General features: G+C 42.0%; 22 protein-coding genes. All 22 read left to right on the plus strand.

Annotated elements, in window-relative coordinates; all coding sequences use genetic code 11:
- The first annotated feature begins 10 nt into the window (after nt 1-10).
- Genes NSU16_RS08735 through sigD form a run of 22 tightly spaced genes read left to right on the plus strand, consistent with a single transcriptional unit; the run spans nt 11 to nt 18,991 of the window.
- Nucleotides 11-1,477, plus strand: coding sequence for a flagellar hook-length control protein FliK (locus NSU16_RS08735; protein WP_339192520.1), 1,467 nt, complete (start codon nt 11-13; stop codon nt 1,475-1,477).
- Complete coding sequence (flgD, locus tag NSU16_RS08740; protein ID WP_010334252.1) at nt 1,474-1,899, plus strand: flagellar hook assembly protein FlgD; 426 nt, start codon at nt 1,474-1,476, stop codon at nt 1,897-1,899. The genes NSU16_RS08735 and flgD overlap by 4 nt, the downstream gene beginning before the upstream one ends.
- Nucleotides 1,900-1,920: 21 nt before the next feature.
- Nucleotides 1,921-2,715: a flagellar basal body rod protein FlgG gene (flgG, locus tag NSU16_RS08745; protein ID WP_029441260.1), complete on the plus strand. Its 795-nt coding sequence runs from the start codon at nt 1,921-1,923 to the stop codon at nt 2,713-2,715.
- Nucleotides 2,716-2,754: 39 nt separating this feature from the next.
- Nucleotides 2,755-2,970 (plus strand): flagellar FlbD family protein, encoded by a 216-nt coding sequence (locus NSU16_RS08750; protein ID WP_010334253.1) that lies wholly within the window; start codon nt 2,755-2,757, stop codon nt 2,968-2,970.
- Entirely contained in the window at nt 2,967-3,389 is a 423-nt protein-coding gene (gene fliL, locus NSU16_RS08755) for a flagellar basal body-associated protein FliL (protein WP_024121403.1), read from the plus strand. The genes NSU16_RS08750 and fliL overlap by 4 nt, the downstream gene beginning before the upstream one ends.
- A 33-nt stretch (nt 3,390-3,422) precedes the next feature.
- On the plus strand, nt 3,423-4,421 hold the full coding sequence (gene fliM, locus NSU16_RS08760; protein WP_010334255.1) for a flagellar motor switch protein FliM: 999 nt from the start codon (nt 3,423-3,425) through the stop codon (nt 4,419-4,421).
- Nucleotides 4,411-5,544, plus strand: coding sequence for a flagellar motor switch phosphatase FliY (fliY, locus tag NSU16_RS08765; protein ID WP_268471253.1), 1,134 nt, complete (start codon nt 4,411-4,413; stop codon nt 5,542-5,544). Before fliM ends, fliY begins: the two co-directional genes overlap by 11 nt.
- A 26-nt stretch (nt 5,545-5,570) precedes the next feature.
- Nucleotides 5,571-5,933, plus strand: coding sequence for a chemotaxis protein CheY (cheY, locus tag NSU16_RS08770; protein ID WP_010334256.1), 363 nt, complete (start codon nt 5,571-5,573; stop codon nt 5,931-5,933).
- Nucleotides 5,934-5,947: 14 nt separating this feature from the next.
- Complete coding sequence (gene fliZ, locus NSU16_RS08775; RefSeq protein ID WP_010334257.1) at nt 5,948-6,607, plus strand: flagella biosynthesis regulatory protein FliZ; 660 nt, start codon at nt 5,948-5,950, stop codon at nt 6,605-6,607.
- Nucleotides 6,600-7,265: a flagellar type III secretion system pore protein FliP gene (fliP, locus tag NSU16_RS08780; RefSeq protein ID WP_010334258.1), complete on the plus strand. Its 666-nt coding sequence runs from the start codon at nt 6,600-6,602 to the stop codon at nt 7,263-7,265. Before fliZ ends, fliP begins: the two co-directional genes overlap by 8 nt.
- A gap of 14 nt (nt 7,266-7,279) precedes the next feature.
- Nucleotides 7,280-7,549: a flagellar biosynthesis protein FliQ gene (gene fliQ / locus NSU16_RS08785; protein ID WP_010334259.1), complete on the plus strand. Its 270-nt coding sequence runs from the start codon at nt 7,280-7,282 to the stop codon at nt 7,547-7,549.
- A 7-nt stretch (nt 7,550-7,556) separates the two neighbouring features.
- Nucleotides 7,557-8,336 carry a flagellar biosynthetic protein FliR gene (gene fliR / locus NSU16_RS08790; protein ID WP_168747830.1) on the plus strand — a complete coding sequence of 260 codons (780 nt, stop codon included), beginning with the start codon at nt 7,557-7,559 and terminating at the stop codon, nt 8,334-8,336.
- Nucleotides 8,336-9,418, plus strand: coding sequence for a flagellar biosynthesis protein FlhB (gene flhB, locus NSU16_RS08795; RefSeq protein WP_168747832.1), 1,083 nt, complete (start codon nt 8,336-8,338; stop codon nt 9,416-9,418). Before fliR ends, flhB begins: the two co-directional genes overlap by 1 nt.
- Nucleotides 9,419-9,450: 32 nt before the next feature.
- Nucleotides 9,451-11,484 carry a flagellar biosynthesis protein FlhA gene (flhA, locus tag NSU16_RS08800; RefSeq protein WP_244956488.1) on the plus strand — a complete coding sequence of 678 codons (2,034 nt, stop codon included), beginning with the start codon at nt 9,451-9,453 and terminating at the stop codon, nt 11,482-11,484.
- The gene (locus NSU16_RS08805) at nt 11,484-12,581 is read left to right on the plus strand and encodes a flagellar biosynthesis protein FlhF (protein WP_339192521.1); all 1,098 of its coding nucleotides are present in this window, start codon (nt 11,484-11,486) and stop codon (nt 12,579-12,581) included. The genes flhA and NSU16_RS08805 overlap by 1 nt, the downstream gene beginning before the upstream one ends.
- The gene (locus NSU16_RS08810) at nt 12,572-13,468 is read left to right on the plus strand and encodes a MinD/ParA family protein (protein WP_339192522.1); all 897 of its coding nucleotides are present in this window, start codon (nt 12,572-12,574) and stop codon (nt 13,466-13,468) included. Before NSU16_RS08805 ends, NSU16_RS08810 begins: the two co-directional genes overlap by 10 nt.
- A 1-nt stretch (nt 13,469) precedes the next feature.
- Nucleotides 13,470-14,543, plus strand: coding sequence for a protein-glutamate O-methylesterase CheB (gene cheB / locus NSU16_RS08815; RefSeq protein ID WP_168747840.1), 1,074 nt, complete (start codon nt 13,470-13,472; stop codon nt 14,541-14,543).
- 5 nt (nt 14,544-14,548) lie between these two features.
- The gene (gene cheA / locus NSU16_RS08820; RefSeq protein ID WP_268449590.1) at nt 14,549-16,567 is read left to right on the plus strand and encodes a chemotaxis protein CheA; all 2,019 of its coding nucleotides are present in this window, start codon (nt 14,549-14,551) and stop codon (nt 16,565-16,567) included.
- 21 nt (nt 16,568-16,588) lie between these two features.
- Nucleotides 16,589-17,059 carry a chemotaxis protein CheW gene (gene cheW, locus NSU16_RS08825; RefSeq protein ID WP_010334267.1) on the plus strand — a complete coding sequence of 157 codons (471 nt, stop codon included), beginning with the start codon at nt 16,589-16,591 and terminating at the stop codon, nt 17,057-17,059.
- An 18-nt stretch (nt 17,060-17,077) separates the two neighbouring features.
- The gene (gene cheC / locus NSU16_RS08830; RefSeq protein WP_024121415.1) at nt 17,078-17,707 is read left to right on the plus strand and encodes a CheY-P phosphatase CheC; all 630 of its coding nucleotides are present in this window, start codon (nt 17,078-17,080) and stop codon (nt 17,705-17,707) included.
- The gene (gene cheD, locus NSU16_RS08835) at nt 17,704-18,204 is read left to right on the plus strand and encodes a chemoreceptor glutamine deamidase CheD (RefSeq protein WP_024121416.1); all 501 of its coding nucleotides are present in this window, start codon (nt 17,704-17,706) and stop codon (nt 18,202-18,204) included. Before cheC ends, cheD begins: the two co-directional genes overlap by 4 nt.
- A 22-nt stretch (nt 18,205-18,226) precedes the next feature.
- Nucleotides 18,227-18,991, plus strand: coding sequence for an RNA polymerase sigma-28 factor SigD (gene sigD / locus NSU16_RS08840; RefSeq protein WP_010334270.1), 765 nt, complete (start codon nt 18,227-18,229; stop codon nt 18,989-18,991).
- Nucleotides 18,992-19,002: the final 11 nt, after the last annotated feature.

A 19,002-nucleotide genomic window follows, 5' to 3' on the forward strand; every position in this document is an offset into this window, starting at 1 on the left:
GGGAATAAAGGTGAAGCTGCTTGAATTAGCCGGACCTCGGCTGCAAACTACAGCAGGGACAGCTGCTAAAACAATCAAAAATAGCCAGGGAGTTTTTCAAAATTGGCTTATGTCTGAAGCCGGCTCGAAAGAACCTTCATCACAAGGAAAAGGGACTCTGACTGACGATCAGCTTTTGAAAGATGCATGTAAAAAGATCAGTGGGTGGCTAAAAGCAACTCCTGCAAATCAAGACAAGCAAAAAGCCGATCTTCTGCAAACGTTAAGTAAACTAACAGGAAAGCATCTGGATGAATCCGCTCAGCAAATATTACAGAGCCTACTGCAAACAGTTGAATTAAAATTGGCTGACGAAACTGATCAACTGCACATGGGACAACTACTTGCAGAAAAAATTATTTCTGAAGATAAAACGGCTTTGACTGCAAAGAATTCAGCTGGTGATGCCGCTACTGATGAACTCAAGTCTGATAGAGAGCAAGGAGTTCAGGAAAATGAGGCATCAGCAGAAGTTGATAAAGCGCTTATCTATATCCAAATGCTTATCAGTCAGCTTTTAGAAGGAAATAAAATGACTGACCGTGATAATCAAGCTCATACTGTCTACAAAAATGGAGATGAATTTCTTTCTGCATTAGAAAAAAAGGGCATATCTGAACAGCTTATTCAGGATCTTAAACAGCAGATATTTACAAAAGATGAGTCAAGTTCAAAGCTTTATACGATGTCAAAGTCAGAGCTGAAAAGTTTTCAAAGCTTAATGGAACAGATGTCATTGCTTCCTCAAAAAGGGACGAAGGAATGGAATATGACTGAAAGTCAGCTGAAAGCTTTCTTGTTATCGAAATCATCCGAATCATCACAAGATGTCGCAAAACGTGCCCTTACACCGGACGCTCCAACGCCAGGTAATAAAAGTACGACAGACTCCTCTGTGAGTATTCAGCCAATAGATAGTAAGTCAGGAATTCAAATGATGTTTTCAGGCTACCGGAGCACCGGAGGAGTTCAGACACTCGATTTGCAGCTCTCATCTGATTTACATACAGCAGAAACAAAAACGGTTGCTGATCAAGTGATCAGTGCATGGAAGCAGATGAAATATACACCCTTTGGGAGATCAACCGGCAGCTTTACAATTCGGCTGAACCCTGAACATTTAGGATTTGTCACAATTAAGCTGACAAATGAAAATGGAATGTTCCAGAGTAAAATCATTGCATCCAGCCAATCTGCAAAAGAGCTGCTCGAACAACATCTGCCTCAGCTGAAGCAATCACTGCCCAATATGGCTGTCCAAGTTGACCGTTTTACTTTGCCGATTCAAAGCGGTGACCAGCCGATATATGGCCAGCTTGCTGATGAACAGAAACAGCAGCAAGAGGGTCAGAAGCAGCAAAGACAGAAAAAGCAATCAAACGAGTTTGGAGACTTGCTTGATGAAGTGTCAATGGTTGAATTGGAGGAAGAAGAATGACATCAATAAGCTCAGAATATAAATTGCCTGAAAAAAAAAGCAGCACTGCGCCTGGAAGCAACAGCAGCTTGGGAAAAGACGAGTTCTTAAAAATATTAATGACTCAAGTCCAAAACCAAGATCCGCTTAATCCGGTTGATGACAAAGAATTTATCAGCCAGATGGCAACTTTTTCAAGTCTGGAACAGATGATGAATCTGAATACGACGATGACGAAATTCGTTGAAAACCAAGATCCGTTTACAACGTATGTTGATTGGATGGGAAAAGAAGTATCTTGGACTGATGGTAAAAGTGCAACAGATAAAACAGGCACAGTAAGCTCTGTTAAACATTCTCAAGGAAAATATTATCTCGTTCTTGATGATGGGACCGAGATCAGTCCGGCGAATGTCATGTCTGTGGGACAGTCTTCTAAATAAAAACATCTGGGGGAATATATTATGTTACGTTCACTTTATTCTGGAATCAGCGGTATGAAAAACTTTCAAACTAAACTTGATGTTATCGGCAACAATATTGCCAACGTAAATACAGTGGGATTCAAAAAGAGTCGGGTTACCTTTAAAGATATGGTGAGTCAAACGATTGCCGGCGGTTCTGCTGCTGGTGCAACAATCGGCGGAACTAACTCTAAGCAGATCGGTTTAGGTTCATCATCTGGCACAATTGATACCATTCATTCAACAAGCGCAACACAAAGCACAGGAAGAACGCTTGATTTAGCGATTGACGGCGACGGTTATTTTCAAATTGATACAGGTGATGGAACGGCTTACACAAGAGCCGGAAACTTCTATTTAGATAATACCGGAACATTGGTGACTGGTGACGGCTACCATGTATTAAATATGACCGGAGGAACAATAAAAATTCCTCTTGATGCTCAAAGCTTTAGCATCGGATCTGATGGAAAAGTATCAATTGTTGATGCTGGCGGTAAACCGCAAGATGGCGGCCAGATTGGAGTTGTTACTTTTGCAAACAGTGACGGTTTAGATAAAATCGGAAGCAACTTATATCGTGAATCTTTGAACTCTGGAACTGCTAGTGCAGCTAATCAGCCTGGTGATGGCGGTACAGGTGCCTTGAAGTCAGGATTTATAGAAATGTCTAACGTTGATTTAACTGACGAGTTTACTGAAATGATTGTTGCTCAGCGCGGGTTCCAATCAAACTCCAAGATTATTACAACATCGGATGAAATCCTTCAAGAGCTGGTTAACCTTAAACGTTAAGGAGGGAGGGGAGGCGAGTAATCGCTTCTCCGCTGTTTTATGATTAAAGTAACCCGTTTAAATGGGCAGCCCTTTACGCTGAATGCGTTATTTATTGAACAGATTGAATGCTTTCCGGATACTACAATCACACTGTCGAACGGTAAGAAGTTTGTAGTAAAAGAAGATGAAGAAGCTGTTCTGGAGAAGATTGTGTCTTTCTATCAAAAAATACAAATATTTTCAATGGACCATGGAATAGAGGAACCGGAATGAAGAAAAAATTATTGATCATTTTACTCATTATTCTAATCGTAATTGGTGCTCTCGGGGCGGCGGCTTATTTTGTTTTAGGCGGAAAGTCCGAAAAAAGTGAGGCAAAACGAAGTATTGATGAAATCGTTGCATCTTCTGTTGATGTAGCAGAAATCACAACGAATTTAAAGTCCGATAACATTATTCGCTTAGCGATTAAACTTGAAACTGACTCTGATAAATCAAAAGAAGAGCTTGAAAAACGTGATTTTCAAGTGAAAGATGCTGTTATATCACTGCTGGCTGATACGAATGCTGATGAGATTGAGGGAGACAAGGGAAAAGAAACCTTTAAGAAGGAACTAAAAGATAAAGTAAATAGCTACCTCCAAGAAGGAAAAGTAGAAAAAGTGTATATTACCTCTTTTAATCTGCAATAAAGCATAATTTGACAGAATACGGAGGTGAGGAAAATGTCAGGAGAAGTTCTCTCCCAAAATGAAATAGATGCACTGCTTTCTGCAATATCAACGGGTGAAATGGATGCTGAAGAGCTGAAAAAAGAAGAAAAAGAGAAAAAAGTAAAGGTTTATGATTTCAAACGCGCGCTGCGGTTTTCTAAAGACCAAATCCGCAGTTTAACAAGAATTCATGACAATTTTGCAAGACTTCTTACAACTCACTTTTCTGCTCAGCTCAGAACGTATATCCATATATCGGTCAGCTCTGTTGATCAGGTTCCATACGAGGAATTTATCCGTTCCATACCGAATATGACGATTCTGAATTTATTCGATGTCCATCCGATGGAAGGCAGAATTATGATGGAGGTCAACCCGACGATTGCCTATACGATGATGGATCGTGTGATGGGCGGCATCGGGATCAGTCATAATAAGGTTGATAGTTTAACAGAAATTGAAACGAAAATTATTTCTAATTTATTTGAAAATGCACTGGGAAATTATAAAGAAGCTTGGCAGTCCATAGCTGATATTGAACCCGAAATGACTGAGTTTGAAGTGAATCCGCAATTTGTTCAGATGGTATCTCCTAATGAAACGGTTGTTGTTATTTCACTCAACACACAAATCGGCGAAATCAGCGGTGTCATTAATCTTTGTATCCCGCATATCGTCCTCGAGCCGCTCATACCAAAGCTTTCGGTCCATTATTGGATGCAATCAGAAAGAAATGAACCGAAACCTGAGGAAACAAAGTCGCTTGAAAAACGTATCATGACAGCACAAATACCTGTCGTGGCCGAACTCGGCACATCTGAACTGACAATAGAAGAGTTTTTAAGTTTAGAAGTCGGAGACTGCATAACTTTGGACAAATCAGTAACAGATCCTCTTACTGTATTGGTCGGAGATAAGCCGAAATTTTTAGGACAAGCCGGCCGGGTGAATCGAAAACAGGCAGTGCAAATTTTAGACCACGACATAAGAGGTGAACAAGATGGAGAATAACAGATTATCTCAAGATGAGATTGACGCGCTTCTTAATGGCACGAGCAGCACACCGGACGAGCCTGAGGCTCCGGAAGTGCATGACTTATCGGACATGGAGCGTGATGCGATCGGTGAAATCGGAAATATTTCATTCGGCAGTTCAGCGACAGCTTTATCCACGCTTTTGAATCAAAAAGTTGATATTACGACTCCAAACGTAACTGTCATCCCAAGAAGTAAAATCAGTGATGCGTTTCCTGAACCGTATGTAGCAATTGAAGTGAATTATACGGAAGGTTTTAGCGGCAGCAACCTGCTAGTCGTCGAACAAAGTGACGCGGCTATTATTGCGGACCTAATGATCGGGGGAGACGGGAAAGGGGCAGATCCTTCACTTGGAGAGATTCATTTGAGCGCGGTTCAAGAAGCGATGAACCAAATGATGGGGTCGGCAGCAACGTCAATGTCTACTGTATTCAGTAAAAAAATTGATATTTCACCCCCGCGTGTAGAACTGCTTGATGTAAATGAAGAAAAAGGAACAGACCGTATTCCTGCTGATGAAATGCTGGTTAAAGTTTCTTTCCGCTTGAAGGTGGGCGAGTTAATAGACTCTAACATCATGCAGCTTTACCCGCTGACATTTGCTAAAGATTTGATTTCGAGTCTTATGACGACCACGGAAAGTCCAGCTGAAGAAACAACGCAGGATTCTGACGTTACATATGAACAGCCCCAAGAGCCTGTAACGCCTGAGCCGCACATAGAACAGCAGCATGCGCCGGCTAAAAGACAGGGGAAACCGAAAAAAGCAGCGCCTGTTCAAGTTTCACCAGTGGAATTTTCATCATTTGATCCGAGTGAGAGCACACAAGCTCCTATCAACAATCTGGATATGCTTTTGGATATCCCGCTTTCGATCACTGTTGAACTCGGCAGAACGAAAAGAAGCGTAAAGGAAATTTTAGAGCTTTCAGCCGGAAGTATTATTGAGCTTGATAAATTAGCCGGTGAGCCGGTAGATATTTTAGTGAATCAGCGTATCGTTGCCAAAGGCGAAGTCGTGGTCATTGAGGAAAACTTCGGAGTAAGGGTCACTGACATTTTAAGCCAGGCAGAACGCATTAATAATTTAAAATAAAGAAACACGAGGAGAGAGAAAAAATTATGGCACATAGAATTTTAATTGTAGATGACGCAGCATTTATGAGAATGATGATTAAAGATATTTTGGTGAAAAACGGTTTTGACGTAGTTGCAGAAGCCGAAAATGGAGCTCAGGCTGTAGAAAAATTTAAAGAGCATTCTCCTGACTTAGTTACAATGGATATCACAATGCCAGAAATGGACGGTATCACTGCATTAAAAGAAATTAAACAAATTGATGCACAAGCTAAAATCATTATGTGCTCTGCCATGGGACAGCAATCAATGGTTATCGATGCTATTCAAGCAGGCGCTAAGGATTTTATCGTAAAACCTTTCCAGGCAGACCGTGTGCTTGAAGCAATCAACAAAACATTAAGCTAAAGGGTGTACGACTGTTGAAAAAGAGTCAATATTTCATTGCTTTTATATGTTTTTTCATTTTATTCAGTGTACATCCGCTTGCTGCTGATGCCGCGGCATCTGAAGATTCAACTGTAAACGAATGGTTTCAAAAGAAAGATGAAAAGACCGCAGATAAGTCAGAGCAAAAGAAAGAAAAAACGACACAAACTGCTGATGAGACGGAGGGAGCTGCTGCTCCTTCTGTTTCAGCCTTTGATTTTGTGAAGATGATTTTCGCTTTATTGTTTGTCATCGCGCTGATTTACGGGCTTGTTAAGCTTATGAACAAAAGAAACCGGCTGCTAAAGCCTTTTCAATATGTCGAAAATATCGGCGGAACATCGGTTGGCCAAAACCGATCTATCCAATTGATTAAAGTCGGCAACAGTGTTCTCGTCGTTGGGGTAGGAGAGACAATCCAGCTTCTTAAAGAAATTGAGGATGAAAAGGAAATCGAAGACATTCTCAGTCAGCATGAAGAGGCGATGTCAAGCAAAATAGAATGGCAAAAGCTTGCGAAACCCCTAAAGGGTTCTGAGAATCAGCCGCAGCAAAAGCTGACTTCATTTTCAAAAGCATTAAAAGAGCAGCTTGAAGAGCTAAAACAAAACCGTTCAGAAGGAAAAAAGAAAGGCCCACGTCATCATGAATGAGTTTATAAATATTTTCAGTTCAAGCGATCCGGATAACGTTAGTTCAACGGTTAAACTACTATTATTGTTAACTGTATTTTCAGTGGCGCCTGGAATATTGATTCTTATGACTTGTTTTACCCGCATCGTCATCGTTCTGTCTTTTGTCAGAACTTCACTGGCGACGCAATCAATGCCGCCAAATCAGGTCCTTATCGGCCTTGCGCTATTTTTAACGTTTTTTATTATGGCTCCCACTTTTTCAGAGATTAATAAAGAAGCGCTGACACCATTGATGGACAATAAAATCAGTTTGGAAGAAGCGTATACAAAAGCTGAGGAACCGATTAAAGAATTTATGAGTAAGCATACAAGGCAGAAGGATTTGGCACTGTTTATGAATTACGCGAAAATGGATAAACCCGAATCGTTAAAAGATATTCCTCTTACAACGATGGTTCCCGCTTTTGCCATTTCGGAGCTCAAAACAGCGTTTCAAATTGGCTTTATGATTTTTATCCCCTTTTTAATTATTGATATGGTAGTGGCGAGCGTTCTGATGTCAATGGGGATGATGATGCTCCCTCCAGTTATGATTTCTCTGCCCTTTAAAATTTTACTTTTTGTTTTAGTAGACGGCTGGTATTTAATTGTGAAATCTTTGCTTCAGAGCTTTTAGGGTAGGTGCTAAACGTGAATTCAGAATTTGTAATTTCTATGGCGGAAAAAGCTGTATATGTAACGCTGATGATCAGCGCGCCTCTGCTTGCGATTGCTTTATTGGTCGGATTAATCGTCAGTATCTTTCAGGCCACAACTCAAATCCAGGAACAGACTTTGGCGTTTATTCCCAAAATCGTGGCAGTCCTGTTGGCACTGATTTTTTTCGGGCCATGGATGCTGTCGACGATCCTTTCGTTCACAACAGAGCTGTTTTCTAATTTAAATCGATTTGCAGGGTAATACAGTGATGAATTCAATTATTGATTTATTTCCTGCTTTTTTATTGGTTTTTATTAGAATCTCTGCTTTTTTTGTAACGGTCCCGTTATACGGCCACCGAAACGTACCGGCTGTACATCGTGTCGGATTTGCTTTTTTTCTTGCAGTCATATGTTTCAGCACGATTGATAAACCCCCGTCTATGGAGGTTGACGAGCAATATATGCTGCTGGCGTTTAAAGAAGCTTTGGTGGGGCTGTGTCTTGGTTTGATTGCTTATATGATGATTGCTGCTGTTCAGATAGCCGGTTCGTTTATTGATTTTCAGATGGGTTTTTCAATTGCGAACGTTATCGATCCGCAAACGGGCGCACAGAGTCCATTGATTGGCCAGTTTATCTATACGATGGCTCTTTTGTTTATGCTGAGTGTCAATGCGCATCATTTGCTGCTGGACGGTATTTACTACAGCTTTCAGTATATTTCAGTTGATCAGGCATTTCCGAATTTTGGCGATGAAAAGTTTGCTTATCTTATCGCCAAAAGCTTTAATGCAATGTTTATTATCGCATTTCAAATGTCGGCACCGGTTGTGGCCAGTTTGTTTCTTGTGGATCTTGCATTAGGCATCGTAGCCCGGGCGGTTCCGCAATTAAATGTATTTGTTGTCGGTCTGCCTTTAAAGATCGCTGTCAGTTTTATCATGCTCATCGTGTGTATGTCCGTTATCTTCGTCGTTGTTCGGAATGTTTTCGGCTTAACGATTGAAACGATGCGGAATCTTTTAGCATTGGTCGGTGTTTCTTAATGAAGCTAAGAATTGACCTCCAATTTTTTGCGGGAGAGAAGACCGAGAAAGCCACTCCGAAAAAACGGAAGGATACTAGAAAAAAAGGGCAGGTTGCAAAAAGCTCTGATGTGAATACCGCCGTTTCATTATTAGTGATCTTCCTTTCGTTTATTGCGATCGGCCCGTATATGAGAGACAGGCTGCTGTCATTTATAGAGACATTTTACACGGAGTCACTCACAATGAAGCTCTCAGAATCAAATGTACATACCCTGTTTATCAGCTTATTAAAGGATACTGGCATCGTACTTGCTCCGATTCTGCTCGTCGCTCTTGTTGCAGGAGTTGTAAGCAACTATATGCAGGTTGGATTTTTATTTTCTACGGAAGTGATCCAGCCTAAGCTTGAAAAATTGGATCCGATAAAAGGCTTTAAACGGATATACAGCATGAGGGCGATTGTAGAACTGCTTAAATCGGTTTTGAAAATTGCTGTAGTCGGGTTTGCGGCGTTTGTTGTGCTTTGGGTGCACTATGGAGAAATTCTCCGTCTCCCGCTTTTGACACCTGAAGAAGCGCTTTCCTTTGTTTCAAAACTCACCCTGTGGATGGGGCTGAGCGGAGCAGGGGCTTTGTTGATTCTTGCCGGACTCGATTATTTATATCAGAGATTTGACTATGAGAAAAATATCAAAATGTCAAAGCAGGATATAAAAGATGAGTACAAAAAATCTGAGGGAGACCCGATTATTAAGTCTAAAATTAAGCAAAGACAGCGGGAAATGGCAATGAGGCGGATGATGCAGGAAGTGCCGAAAGCTGATGTCATTATCACAAACCCGACTCACTATGCGATCGCACTTAAATATGACGAAGAAAAAATGGACGCACCTTACATTGTTGCAAAAGGTGTTGACCACCTTGCATTAAAAATAAGAAAGATTGCTAAAGAGCATGATGTCATGATGGTAGAAAACAGGCCGCTTGCCCGTGCGTTATATGATCAGGTTGAAATTGATCAGGCAGTGCCGGAAGAGTTTTTTAAAGTCTTGGCAGAAATCCTGGCTTACGTATTTAAAACGAAACAAAAAGTAAATTGAATTTTATGATTCAAAAGGAGAGAAAAAACAGCATGTCAACAAGAGATTTATCCGTTTTAATAAGTGTTGTCCTCATTGTGGCAATGCTGGTGATACCATTTCCTCCATGGCTGTTAAGTATTTTGATCATTATTAATATTTCTCTTGCGTTGATCGTGCTTCTCACCACAATGAATATGCAAGAACCGCTGCAGTTTTCGATTTTTCCGTCTCTGCTGCTGCTTTTGACCTTATTTCGTCTGGGCTTGAATGTGTCCACGACGCGTTCGATCCTTTCGCACGGTGAAGGAGGGAAGGTTGTTGAGACCTTCGGTAACTTCGTTGTCGGCGGAAATGTTTTAGTCGGACTTGTTGTATTTATTATCTTAATTATTATTCAGTTTATCGTCATCACAAAGGGCGCGGAACGTGTTTCCGAGGTTGCGGCAAGATTTACGCTTGATGCAATGCCGGGGAAACAGATGAGTATTGATGCAGATTTAAATGCAGGCATGATCAATGAACAGGAAGCGAAACACCGCCGTGAAAAAGTAGCTCGGGAAGCAGACTTTTACGGTGCGATGGACGGTGCCAGCAAATTTGTGAAAGGTGATGCAATTGCCGGAATTATTATTGTCATGATCAATAGCATTTTCGGAATCATTATCGGTATGCTGCAGCAAGGCATGGCGATACAAGAGGCCGCCTCTCATTTTACGATGCTGACTGTAGGGGATGGAATTGTATCGCAAATTCCGGCACTTTTAATTTCTACAGCTACAGGTATTGTCGTGACAAGAGCAGCCTCCGAAGGAAACTTAGGTCATGACATCACAGGCCAGCTGTTCGCTTATCCAAAGCTCTTATATGTTACAGCAGCAACCATTCTGCTTCTTGGCTTGTTTACTCCGATTGGTATTTTCCTAACAGGGCCGCTTGCAGGTCTGCTTGCTTTTGGCGGTTATACGCTATCTAAAACAGGCAAGGAAAAAGAAGAAGTGGATGAGATTCTTGAGGAAGAGGCTGAAGTTGACGAGCTCAAAAGCCCTGAAAGTGTTGTACAGCTTCTGCATATAGATCCGATAGAATTCGAGTTTGGCTATGGCCTGATTCCGTTGGCGGATGCTAATCAGGGCGGGGATTTATTAGACCGGATTGTGATGATTCGCCGTCAGCTTGCGCTGGAACTTGGGCTTGTCATTCCTGTCGTGCGTATCAGAGACAATATTGCTTTGCAGCCCAATGAATATCGATTGAAAATTAAAGGAAATGAAGTAGCGAAAGGCGAGCTATTACTAGATCATTATCTAGCAATGTCGCCTACGCCTGAAGACGACTTGATTGAAGGGATCGAGACAGTAGAACCGTCGTTTGGACTTCCAGCCAAATGGATTGGTGAATCGGTGAAGGATGAAGCTGACATGTTGGGCTATACAGTTGTAGATCCGGCTTCAGTTGTTTCAACACATATTACAGAGAAAATTAAGCAGCATGCTCATGAATTAATCGGCAGACAGGAGACGAAACAGCTGATTGATCATTTGAAAGAAACGTATCCGGTCCTAGTGGAAGAGGTTACGCCAAATCCATTATCTGTCGGAGATATTCAGAAAGTGCTGGCTAAGCTTTTAAAAGAAAAAGTTTCAATCCGCAATTTGGTAACCATTTTTGAAACGCTTGCCGATTATGGAAAACTGACAACAGACTCTGATCTTTTGACAGAGTACACAAGGCAGGCGCTGGCTAAGCAAATTACTGCCCAGTTTGCCAAAGAAAATGAAGTGTTAAAAGTTATCACTTGTTCGGGCCGTGTAGAAAAGGCAATTGCTGACGGCGTACAGCAAACAGAACATGGGAACTATTTGTCGCTTGAACCTGATGTGTCGGAAAGTATTGTGCGCTCTGTTGCAAAAGAAGCCGAACAGCTCTCAATACGGCAAGAAACTGCGATCCTTCTTTGCTCGCCGCCTGTAAGGATGTATGTGAAACAGCTTCTGGAACGATATTTTCCAGATCTCCCTGTTCTTTCTTATAACGAGCTTGAGGCTAATGTCGAAGTTCAAAGCATTGGAGTGGTGGATATTTAATGAAAATCAAAAAATTTACTGCTGCTTCAATGCAAGAAGCGGCACTTCTTATCAGAAAAGAACTAGGCAATGAAGCGGTTATACTAAATTCTAAAAAAATCAATAAGCGGAAATGGTTCGGGCTTATAAAAAAACCGGCTGTTGAAGTAATTGCCGTATTGGATCAAGATTTTCTCGAGAAAAAGACAGCTGAAAAGGCAGCAGAGCCGAAACAAACGTCAAAATCACCTGTCAGCAGTCCGAAAATAGAGGAGAGGATAACCCCTCAAATGCCTGCTCAATCTGAGCCAGGCGATTTTTCAGCTTATCAATCCGTACTTCCTGAATCGCTCAGAAAAGCTGAACTGCTTTTGGATGAAACCGGTGTTAATGAATCAATTAAGACCAGTACTATGAAAAAAATACTGCAATTCTCTGTTGAATCGGGCGGACTGACGGAAGAAAACGTGGTCGGTAAACTTCAGGATATTCTGTGCGAGGCACTTCCTCCAGCAAACAAGTGGCAGGAGCCCATTCATTCGAAATATATCGTGCTGTTTGGTTCGACGGGTGCGGGAAAAACAACAACGCTTGCAAAACTAGCAGCGTCTTCTCTGCTTGAAAAACAGAAAAAAATTGCTTTTATTACAACAGATACTTACCGGATTGCAGCTGTTGAACAGTTGAAAACATATGCCGAGCTGCTGCAGGCTCCTCTGGAAGTTTGTTATACAAAAGAGGAATTTCAGCGGGCGAAAGAATTATTTGCTGAATATGATCATGTATTTATCGATACAGCAGGCAGAAACTTCAGAGAACAGCAATATATTGATGAACTGAAAGAGACGATTCCTTTTGAAAGCAGCATTCAGTCATTTCTCGTTTTGTCAGCGACTGCAAAGTATGAAGATATGAAACAAGTTGTCAGACGTTTTTCATCTGTTCCTGTCAATCAGTTTATCTTTACTAAAATAGATGAGACTGCTTCATTAGGCTCTGTATTCAGTATACTGGCAGAATCGAAGATAGGCGCCGGGTTTATCACAAACGGTCAGAATGTGCCGGAGGATATACAGACAGTCTCGCCGCGGGAGTTTGTAGGGATGCTGTGCAGATGAACAGATTTGACCAAGCAGCAACTTTACGGGCGAAAATGAAGAAGCGTCAGCGCGATCTGCCGATTGTTTTTGAACAGAAAGCTAAAACACTTGCAGTCATCAGCGGCAAGGGCGGTGTCGGAAAATCCAACATCACTTTAAATATGGCTCTTGCGCTGCAGAATAAAGGTAAGAAGGTACTGCTTATTGATCTTGATATCGGAATGGGGAACATTGATATATTAATGGGAAACTCATCCTCCGCCACGATTATTGATGTTCTAACTGAGCGCAAGCCTTTTATGCAATCCATATCTACAGGGCCAAAGGGTCTACGGTATATATCTGGCGGAACTGGGCTGGATGTGATGTTTCAGCTGGACCAGAAAAAATGGACCTTTTTTGCTAATGAGCTTTCTCATGCGTTAAGTCAGTTCGATTATGTACTGTTTGACATGGGGGCGGGCTTATCAAAAGACCAGCTGCCTTTTATTTTATCAGCAGAAGACATTTTGATCATAACAACCCCGGAGCCTACAGCCATTATGGATGCATACAGCGCTGTCAAACATCTCGCTCTGACAGGAAATCAGCTTTCAATGAAAGTAGCAGTCAATCGGTGCCGTGGTCAAAAGGAAGGGCTTGACGCTTTTACCCGCCTTTCCCGGACCATTCAGATGTTTTTAGGCGAAGCAGTTCAGTTTGCCGGTTCAGTCCCCGACGACGGGATCGTGAGCGAAGCAGTTGTCGAACAGGTTCCTTTTTTATTAAAAAGTCCTCAGGCAAAAGCCAGCCGGTCAGTCCGTCTCTTAGCGGACGCCTTGTTTGAAAGAGAAGAAACTAGACACGAAGAAGAAAAACAGACATTTATTGAGAAATTATCTTCTTTTTTAATGAGGAGGGCTTAATTTGATTCGTGTGCTTGTAGTTGATGATTCGGCATTTATGAGAAAAATGATAAGTGATTTTCTAACCGAGGAAAAGCAGATAGAAGTAATCGGAACTGCGAGAAACGGAGAAGAGGCACTTAAAAAGATAGAGTTGCTGAAACCGGATGTTATTACACTTGATATTGAAATGCCGGTGATGAATGGAACAGACACACTACGGAAAATTATTGAGATTTATCAGCTGCCGGTTATTATGGTTTCAAGTCAGACCCAGCAAGGAAAAGAGTGCACGATTAACTGTTTAGAGATAGGAGCCTTTGATTTTATTACAAAGCCATCTGGTTCTATATCTCTAGATTTATACAAAATTAAAGAACAATTAGTTGAGCGGGTCATCGCGGCTGGACGTTCTACTCACCAAAAAGCTGCGGCTCCGACGGTCATTCGGCCTGAGCCTAAACCTAAACCCATCGCTAAGCCAGTATGGAGTCAGCCAAAATCTGGTCCAAACAGACATATTGTTTGTATCGGCACGTCAACGGGCGGCCCAAGGGCGCTTCAAAAGGTAATACCAAAGCTTCCTAAAGATTTAAACGCGCCTGTAGTCGTTGTACAGCACATGCCTGAAGGTTTTACTGCTTCTCTGGCTGATCGGCTGAACCATCTGTCTGACATTCATGTAAAGGAAGCAAAAGATGGAGAAGCAGCTATTAACGGCTGTGTGTACATAGCTCCGGGGGGAAAAAACATATCCGTTATCAAAAACAGCGGCAGCCTTAAAATCGTGCTTGATAATCACGATACACCAAGCCGTCACAAACCATCAGCAGACTACTTGTTCCGTTCTGTCGGCAAACTTGCAGACTATGAAAAAGTAGCGGTCATTATGACTGGAATGGGCAGCGACGGTACTGCCGGTCTTAAGGACATGCTTGCGTCCGGCAATGTGAAAACCATTGCAGAGTCTGAAGAATCTTGTGTTGTATTTGGGATGCCGAAAGCAGCCGTTAAGGCGGGCCTCGTTCATGAAATTAAACATGTGGAAGATATCGCAGCATCCATCACAAGCTGTGTGAAAAAAGAGAGGGTGTGATTCAAATGGATATGAATCAATATTTAGATGTCTTTATTGATGAAAGTAAAGAACATTTACAAACATGTAATGAAAAGCTGCTCCTTTTAGAGAAAGACCCGACAGATCTTCAGCTCATCCACGATATATTCAGGGCTGCCCATACACTAAAAGGAATGAGTGCAACAATGGGTTATACGGATTTAGCCCATTTAACCCATTTGCTTGAAAATGTATTGGATGCTTTTCGAAACGGAGATATGGCAGTTACATCAGACTGGATGGATATCTTGTTTGAAGCTCTGGATCATCTGGAAGCAATGGTTCAGTCTATTATTGACGGCGGGGATGGTAAAAGAGACATCTCTGAAGTGAGCGCAAAGCTTGACGTGAACGGTGTGCATGCTGAGACTGCTGCTTCAGCGGAACCTGCTGAAGCGAAGGGTTCAGCATCTGACTGGGAATATGATGAGTTTGAACGAACAGTAATAGAAGAAGCAGAGGAGCAGGGTTTCAAACGGTATGAAATTACAATTTCTCTGAAAGAAGACTGTATGTTAAAAGCAGTCCGTGTATATATGGTTTTTGAAAAGCTAAATGAAATCGGAGAGGTAGCCAAAACAATACCGAGTGCGGAAGTGCTGGAGACGGAAGATTTCGGCACTGACTTCCAGGTTTGCTTCTTAACGAATCAAACGGCTGAAGACGTTGAACAGATCATCAACGGAGTTTCAGAGGTTGAGCATGTTGAAATTATTCAGGGCTCGCCTTTACAACCAGCTGAAAAACCGGAAGAGCCTCAGGCGGATATACCAGCTGCTGCACAGACACCTGTTAAGCAGGACAAACAAAAGCAGCCTGCTAAAAACGATGAACAGTCGAAGCATACAGCCGGCGGATCTAAAACAATTCGTGTCAATATTGACAGACTTGATTCTTTAATGAACCTGTTTGAAGAGCTTGTCATTGACCGCGGGCGTCTTGAGCAGATTGCAAAAGAGCTTGAGCACAATGAATTGACTGAAACAGTAGAGCGAATGACGAGAATTTCCGGCGATTTGCAGTCTATTATACTCAACATGAGAATGGTTCCGGTTGAAACCGTTTTTAACCGTTTCCCGAGAATGATTCGCCAGCTTCAAAAAGAGCTGAATAAAAAAATCGAACTCTCCATCATCGGCGCGGAAACAGAACTTGATCGAACAGTAATTGATGAAATTGGAGATCCGCTCGTTCACTTAATCAGAAACAGTATTGACCATGGGATTGAGTCTCCGGAAACGCGTTTGCAAAAAGGGAAACCTGAGTCTGGCAAAGTTGTGCTGAAAGCTTATCACAGCGGAAATCACGTCTTTATTGAAGTGGAGGATGACGGAGCAGGCCTTAATCGAAAAAAAATCCTTGAAAAAGCGCTTGAGCGCGGTGTCATTACAGAAAGAGAAGCTGAAACATTAGAAGACAATGAAATTTATGAATTGATATTTGCTCCGGGGTTCTCTACAGCTGATCAAATTTCGGATATTTCCGGACGGGGCGTCGGACTTGATGTTGTAAAAAACAAACTCGAATCACTCGGCGGTTCAGTCAGTGTGAAATCTGCAGAAGGACAAGGATCACTATTCAGCATCCAGCTTCCGCTTACATTGTCCATTATTTCAGTTCTGCTGATCAAATTAGAAGAAGAGACATTTGCGATTCCGATTTCTTCTATAATTGAAACGGCCGTTATCGATAGAAAAGACATTCTGCAAACGCATGACCGTGAAGTCATCGATTTTAGAGGCCATATTGTCCCTGTCGTTTATTTAAAAGAAGAGTTTAAAATAGAAGATACTAGACAAGATGCGGAACAGCTCCATATCATTGTCGTGAAAAAAGGCGACAAACCTACTGCATTTGTGGTGGACTCCTTTATTGGCCAGCAGGAAGTTGTGCTGAAATCACTCGGAGATTATTTAACAAACGTCTTTGCAATTTCCGGAGCTACTATTTTAGGAGACGGAGAAGTAGCGCTCATTATCGATTGTAACGCACTGATTATTTAACCATACGAGGAGGTGTCTCACATGACTGCAGAAATTAAAACAGGCGAAAAAATGATTGTCTTTATGGTAAACGGCAAAGAATATGCCATTTCTGTCACTCAGGTGAAATCAATTGAGAAATGGCAAAAGCCGACGAGAGTGCCAGGGGTTGAGCCTTATATTTGCGGAGTGATCAATTTGCGCGGCGTGGTGACTCCAGTTATTGATTTAAGAAAGCGTCTCAGCTTGCCTGAGTATGAAATTACCGATGAAACACGAATTATCATTATTGCTTATCGTGATATTGAAGTCGGCTGGATAGTGGATGAAGCAAATGATGTCATAACAGTACAGGAAAGTGAAATAGAGTCCGCTCCAGAAAGTGTTCAAAAAGACACGTATGTGTCGATCAAACAGATTGTAAAACAAGAGAACAGGCTCTTAAATATTATTGATGCAAATGCGGTTTTGGATAAAGAATCATCTCAGTCCGCTGTGCCCGATCAAGCTTAATCTTAAAGGGGTTATGACATGAGTATTTTTAATGGAATCAAAGAAGAGCAGATGGACATTTTGCGGGAAGTCGGCAATATCGGAGCCGGCCACTCTGCTTCTGCAATGGCCCAGCTGTTAAATAGAAAGATTGATATGGAAGTCCCGTTTGCAAAGTTATTATCGTTTGATGAACTTGTAGACTTTTTCGGCGGAGCAGAAATGCCGGTCGCCAGCATTTTTTTAAGAATGGAAGGCGATTTGACGGGCTCGATGTTCTTTATAATGCCTTTTTATCAGGCGGAACAGTTTATCAGAGAGCTGATAGGCAACCCGGATTTTGATATTGAAAATTTGGGTGAAGATCATATGAGTTCTTCCGCTTTGCATGAACTGGGCAATATTTTAGCAGGATCATATTTAACGGCATTGGCTGATTTGACGAAACTCCAGCTTTACCCGAGTGTTCCAGAAGTTTCACTGGACATGTTCGGTGCTGTCATCAGTGAAGGTCTGATGGAGCTCAGTCAGGTTGGGGAACATGCAATTGTTGTTGACACGTCAATTTTTGATCAAAGCCATCAGCAGGAGCTAAAAGCGCATATGTTTATGCTGCCGGACTATGATTCATTTGAAAAGCTCTTTGTTGCCTTGGGTGCTTCATTATGAGTACGACTGAGGCTGCTGTTGTAAAGGTTGGAATTGCGGACGTGAAGATTGCCCGCTTCCCGGATTCGATCCGGACGTCTGGTTTAGGGTCGTGTGTGGGGCTGGTGCTTTACGATAAAGAAAAGCAAACGGCGGGGCTTGTTCATGTCATGTTGCCGGATTCGACGTTATCCAAAACAGCTGAACTCAATCGGGCAAAATATGCCGATACCGCTGTAAAAGCTACGATTGATATGCTGGTAGAAGCGGGCTGCCGAAAGTTTGCGTTAAAAGCAAAGCTTGCCGGTGGATCAGAGATGTTTAAATTTAAAATGACGAATGATTTGATGAAGATCGGACCGAGAAATGTCTTAGCGATAAAGGAACAGCTGTCATTATATAATATTCCGATTATCAGTGAAGATACGGGCGGCTCAAGCGGCCGGACGATAGAATTTGAACCGAAGTCCTGCATGCTGCATATTCGAACTGTTAAACAAGGTGAAAAAACGATTTAATTAAGGTATTAGGGGGATAACAATGCAATCCTTGAATTATGAAGATCAGGTGCTTTGGTCGCGCTGGAAAGAGTGGAAAGATCCTAAGGCCGGTGATGATTTAATGCGCCGTTATATGCCGCTTGTCACATATCATGTAGGCAGAATTTCTGTCGGACTGCCAAAATCGGTGCATAAAGACGATCTTATGAGCCTTGGTATGCTTGGTTTATATGATGCCCTTGAAAAATTTGACCCTAGCCGGGACTTAAAATTTGATACCTACGCCTCGTTTAGAATTCGCGGTGCAATTATTGACGGGCTTCGTAAAGAGGATTGGCTGCCCAGAACCTCGCGTGAAAAAACAAAGAAGGTAGAAGCGGCGATTGAAAAGCTTGAACAGCGCTACCTTCGGAATGTATCGCCCGCAGAAATTGCAGAGGAACTCGGAATGACGGAACAGGATGTAGTGTCAACAATGAATGAAGGTTTTTTTGCAAACCTGCTGTCAATTGACGAAAAGCTTCATGATCAGGATGACGGGGAAAACATCCAGGTCATGATCAGAGATGACAAAAATGTCCCGCCGGAAGAAAAGATCATGAAAGATGAACTGATTGCGCAGCTTGCGGACAAGATTCACGAACTCTCTGAGAAAGAACAGCTTGTGGTCAGTTTGTTCTATAAAGAGGAATTGACATTGACAGAAATCGGACAGGTATTGAATCTTTCTACGTCCCGTATATCACAAATACATTCAAAGGCACTATTTAAATTAAAGAATCTGCTGGAAAAAGTAATTCAATAAAGAATTCTCAT

The organism is Bacillus sp. FSL K6-1003 (genome assembly GCF_037964945.1).
In the GTDB taxonomy this organism is placed as follows: Bacteria; Bacillota; Bacilli; order Bacillales; family Bacillaceae; genus Bacillus; species Bacillus mojavensis.

What these genes read in the sequence shown, in the direction of transcription:
- cheC (WP_024121415.1), top strand. Translation starts at nt 17,078, where the DNA reads ATGAGTATTTTTAATGGAATCAAAGAAGAGCAGATGGACATTTTGCGG.
- fliL (WP_024121403.1), top strand. Translation starts at nt 2,967, where the DNA reads ATGAAGAAAAAATTATTGATCATTTTACTCATTATTCTAATCGTAATT.
- NSU16_RS08750 (WP_010334253.1), top strand. Translation starts at nt 2,755, where the DNA reads ATGATTAAAGTAACCCGTTTAAATGGGCAGCCCTTTACGCTGAATGCG.
- fliM (WP_010334255.1), top strand. Translation starts at nt 3,423, where the DNA reads ATGTCAGGAGAAGTTCTCTCCCAAAATGAAATAGATGCACTGCTTTCT.
- cheW (WP_010334267.1), top strand. Translation starts at nt 16,589, where the DNA reads ATGACTGCAGAAATTAAAACAGGCGAAAAAATGATTGTCTTTATGGTA.
- fliY (WP_268471253.1), top strand. Translation starts at nt 4,411, where the DNA reads ATGGAGAATAACAGATTATCTCAAGATGAGATTGACGCGCTTCTTAAT.
- sigD (WP_010334270.1), top strand. Translation starts at nt 18,227, where the DNA reads ATGCAATCCTTGAATTATGAAGATCAGGTGCTTTGGTCGCGCTGGAAA.
- flhA (WP_244956488.1), top strand. Translation starts at nt 9,451, where the DNA reads ATGTCAACAAGAGATTTATCCGTTTTAATAAGTGTTGTCCTCATTGTG.
- cheD (WP_024121416.1), top strand. Translation starts at nt 17,704, where the DNA reads ATGAGTACGACTGAGGCTGCTGTTGTAAAGGTTGGAATTGCGGACGTG.
- fliR (WP_168747830.1), top strand. Translation starts at nt 7,557, where the DNA reads ATGAATTCAATTATTGATTTATTTCCTGCTTTTTTATTGGTTTTTATT.
- fliP (WP_010334258.1), top strand. Translation starts at nt 6,600, where the DNA reads ATGAATGAGTTTATAAATATTTTCAGTTCAAGCGATCCGGATAACGTT.
- flgD (WP_010334252.1), top strand. Translation starts at nt 1,474, where the DNA reads ATGACATCAATAAGCTCAGAATATAAATTGCCTGAAAAAAAAAGCAGC.
- cheY (WP_010334256.1), top strand. Translation starts at nt 5,571, where the DNA reads ATGGCACATAGAATTTTAATTGTAGATGACGCAGCATTTATGAGAATG.
- cheA (WP_268449590.1), top strand. Translation starts at nt 14,549, where the DNA reads ATGGATATGAATCAATATTTAGATGTCTTTATTGATGAAAGTAAAGAA.
- NSU16_RS08805 (WP_339192521.1), top strand. Translation starts at nt 11,484, where the DNA reads ATGAAAATCAAAAAATTTACTGCTGCTTCAATGCAAGAAGCGGCACTT.
- flgG (WP_029441260.1), top strand. Translation starts at nt 1,921, where the DNA reads ATGTTACGTTCACTTTATTCTGGAATCAGCGGTATGAAAAACTTTCAA.
- flhB (WP_168747832.1), top strand. Translation starts at nt 8,336, where the DNA reads ATGAAGCTAAGAATTGACCTCCAATTTTTTGCGGGAGAGAAGACCGAG.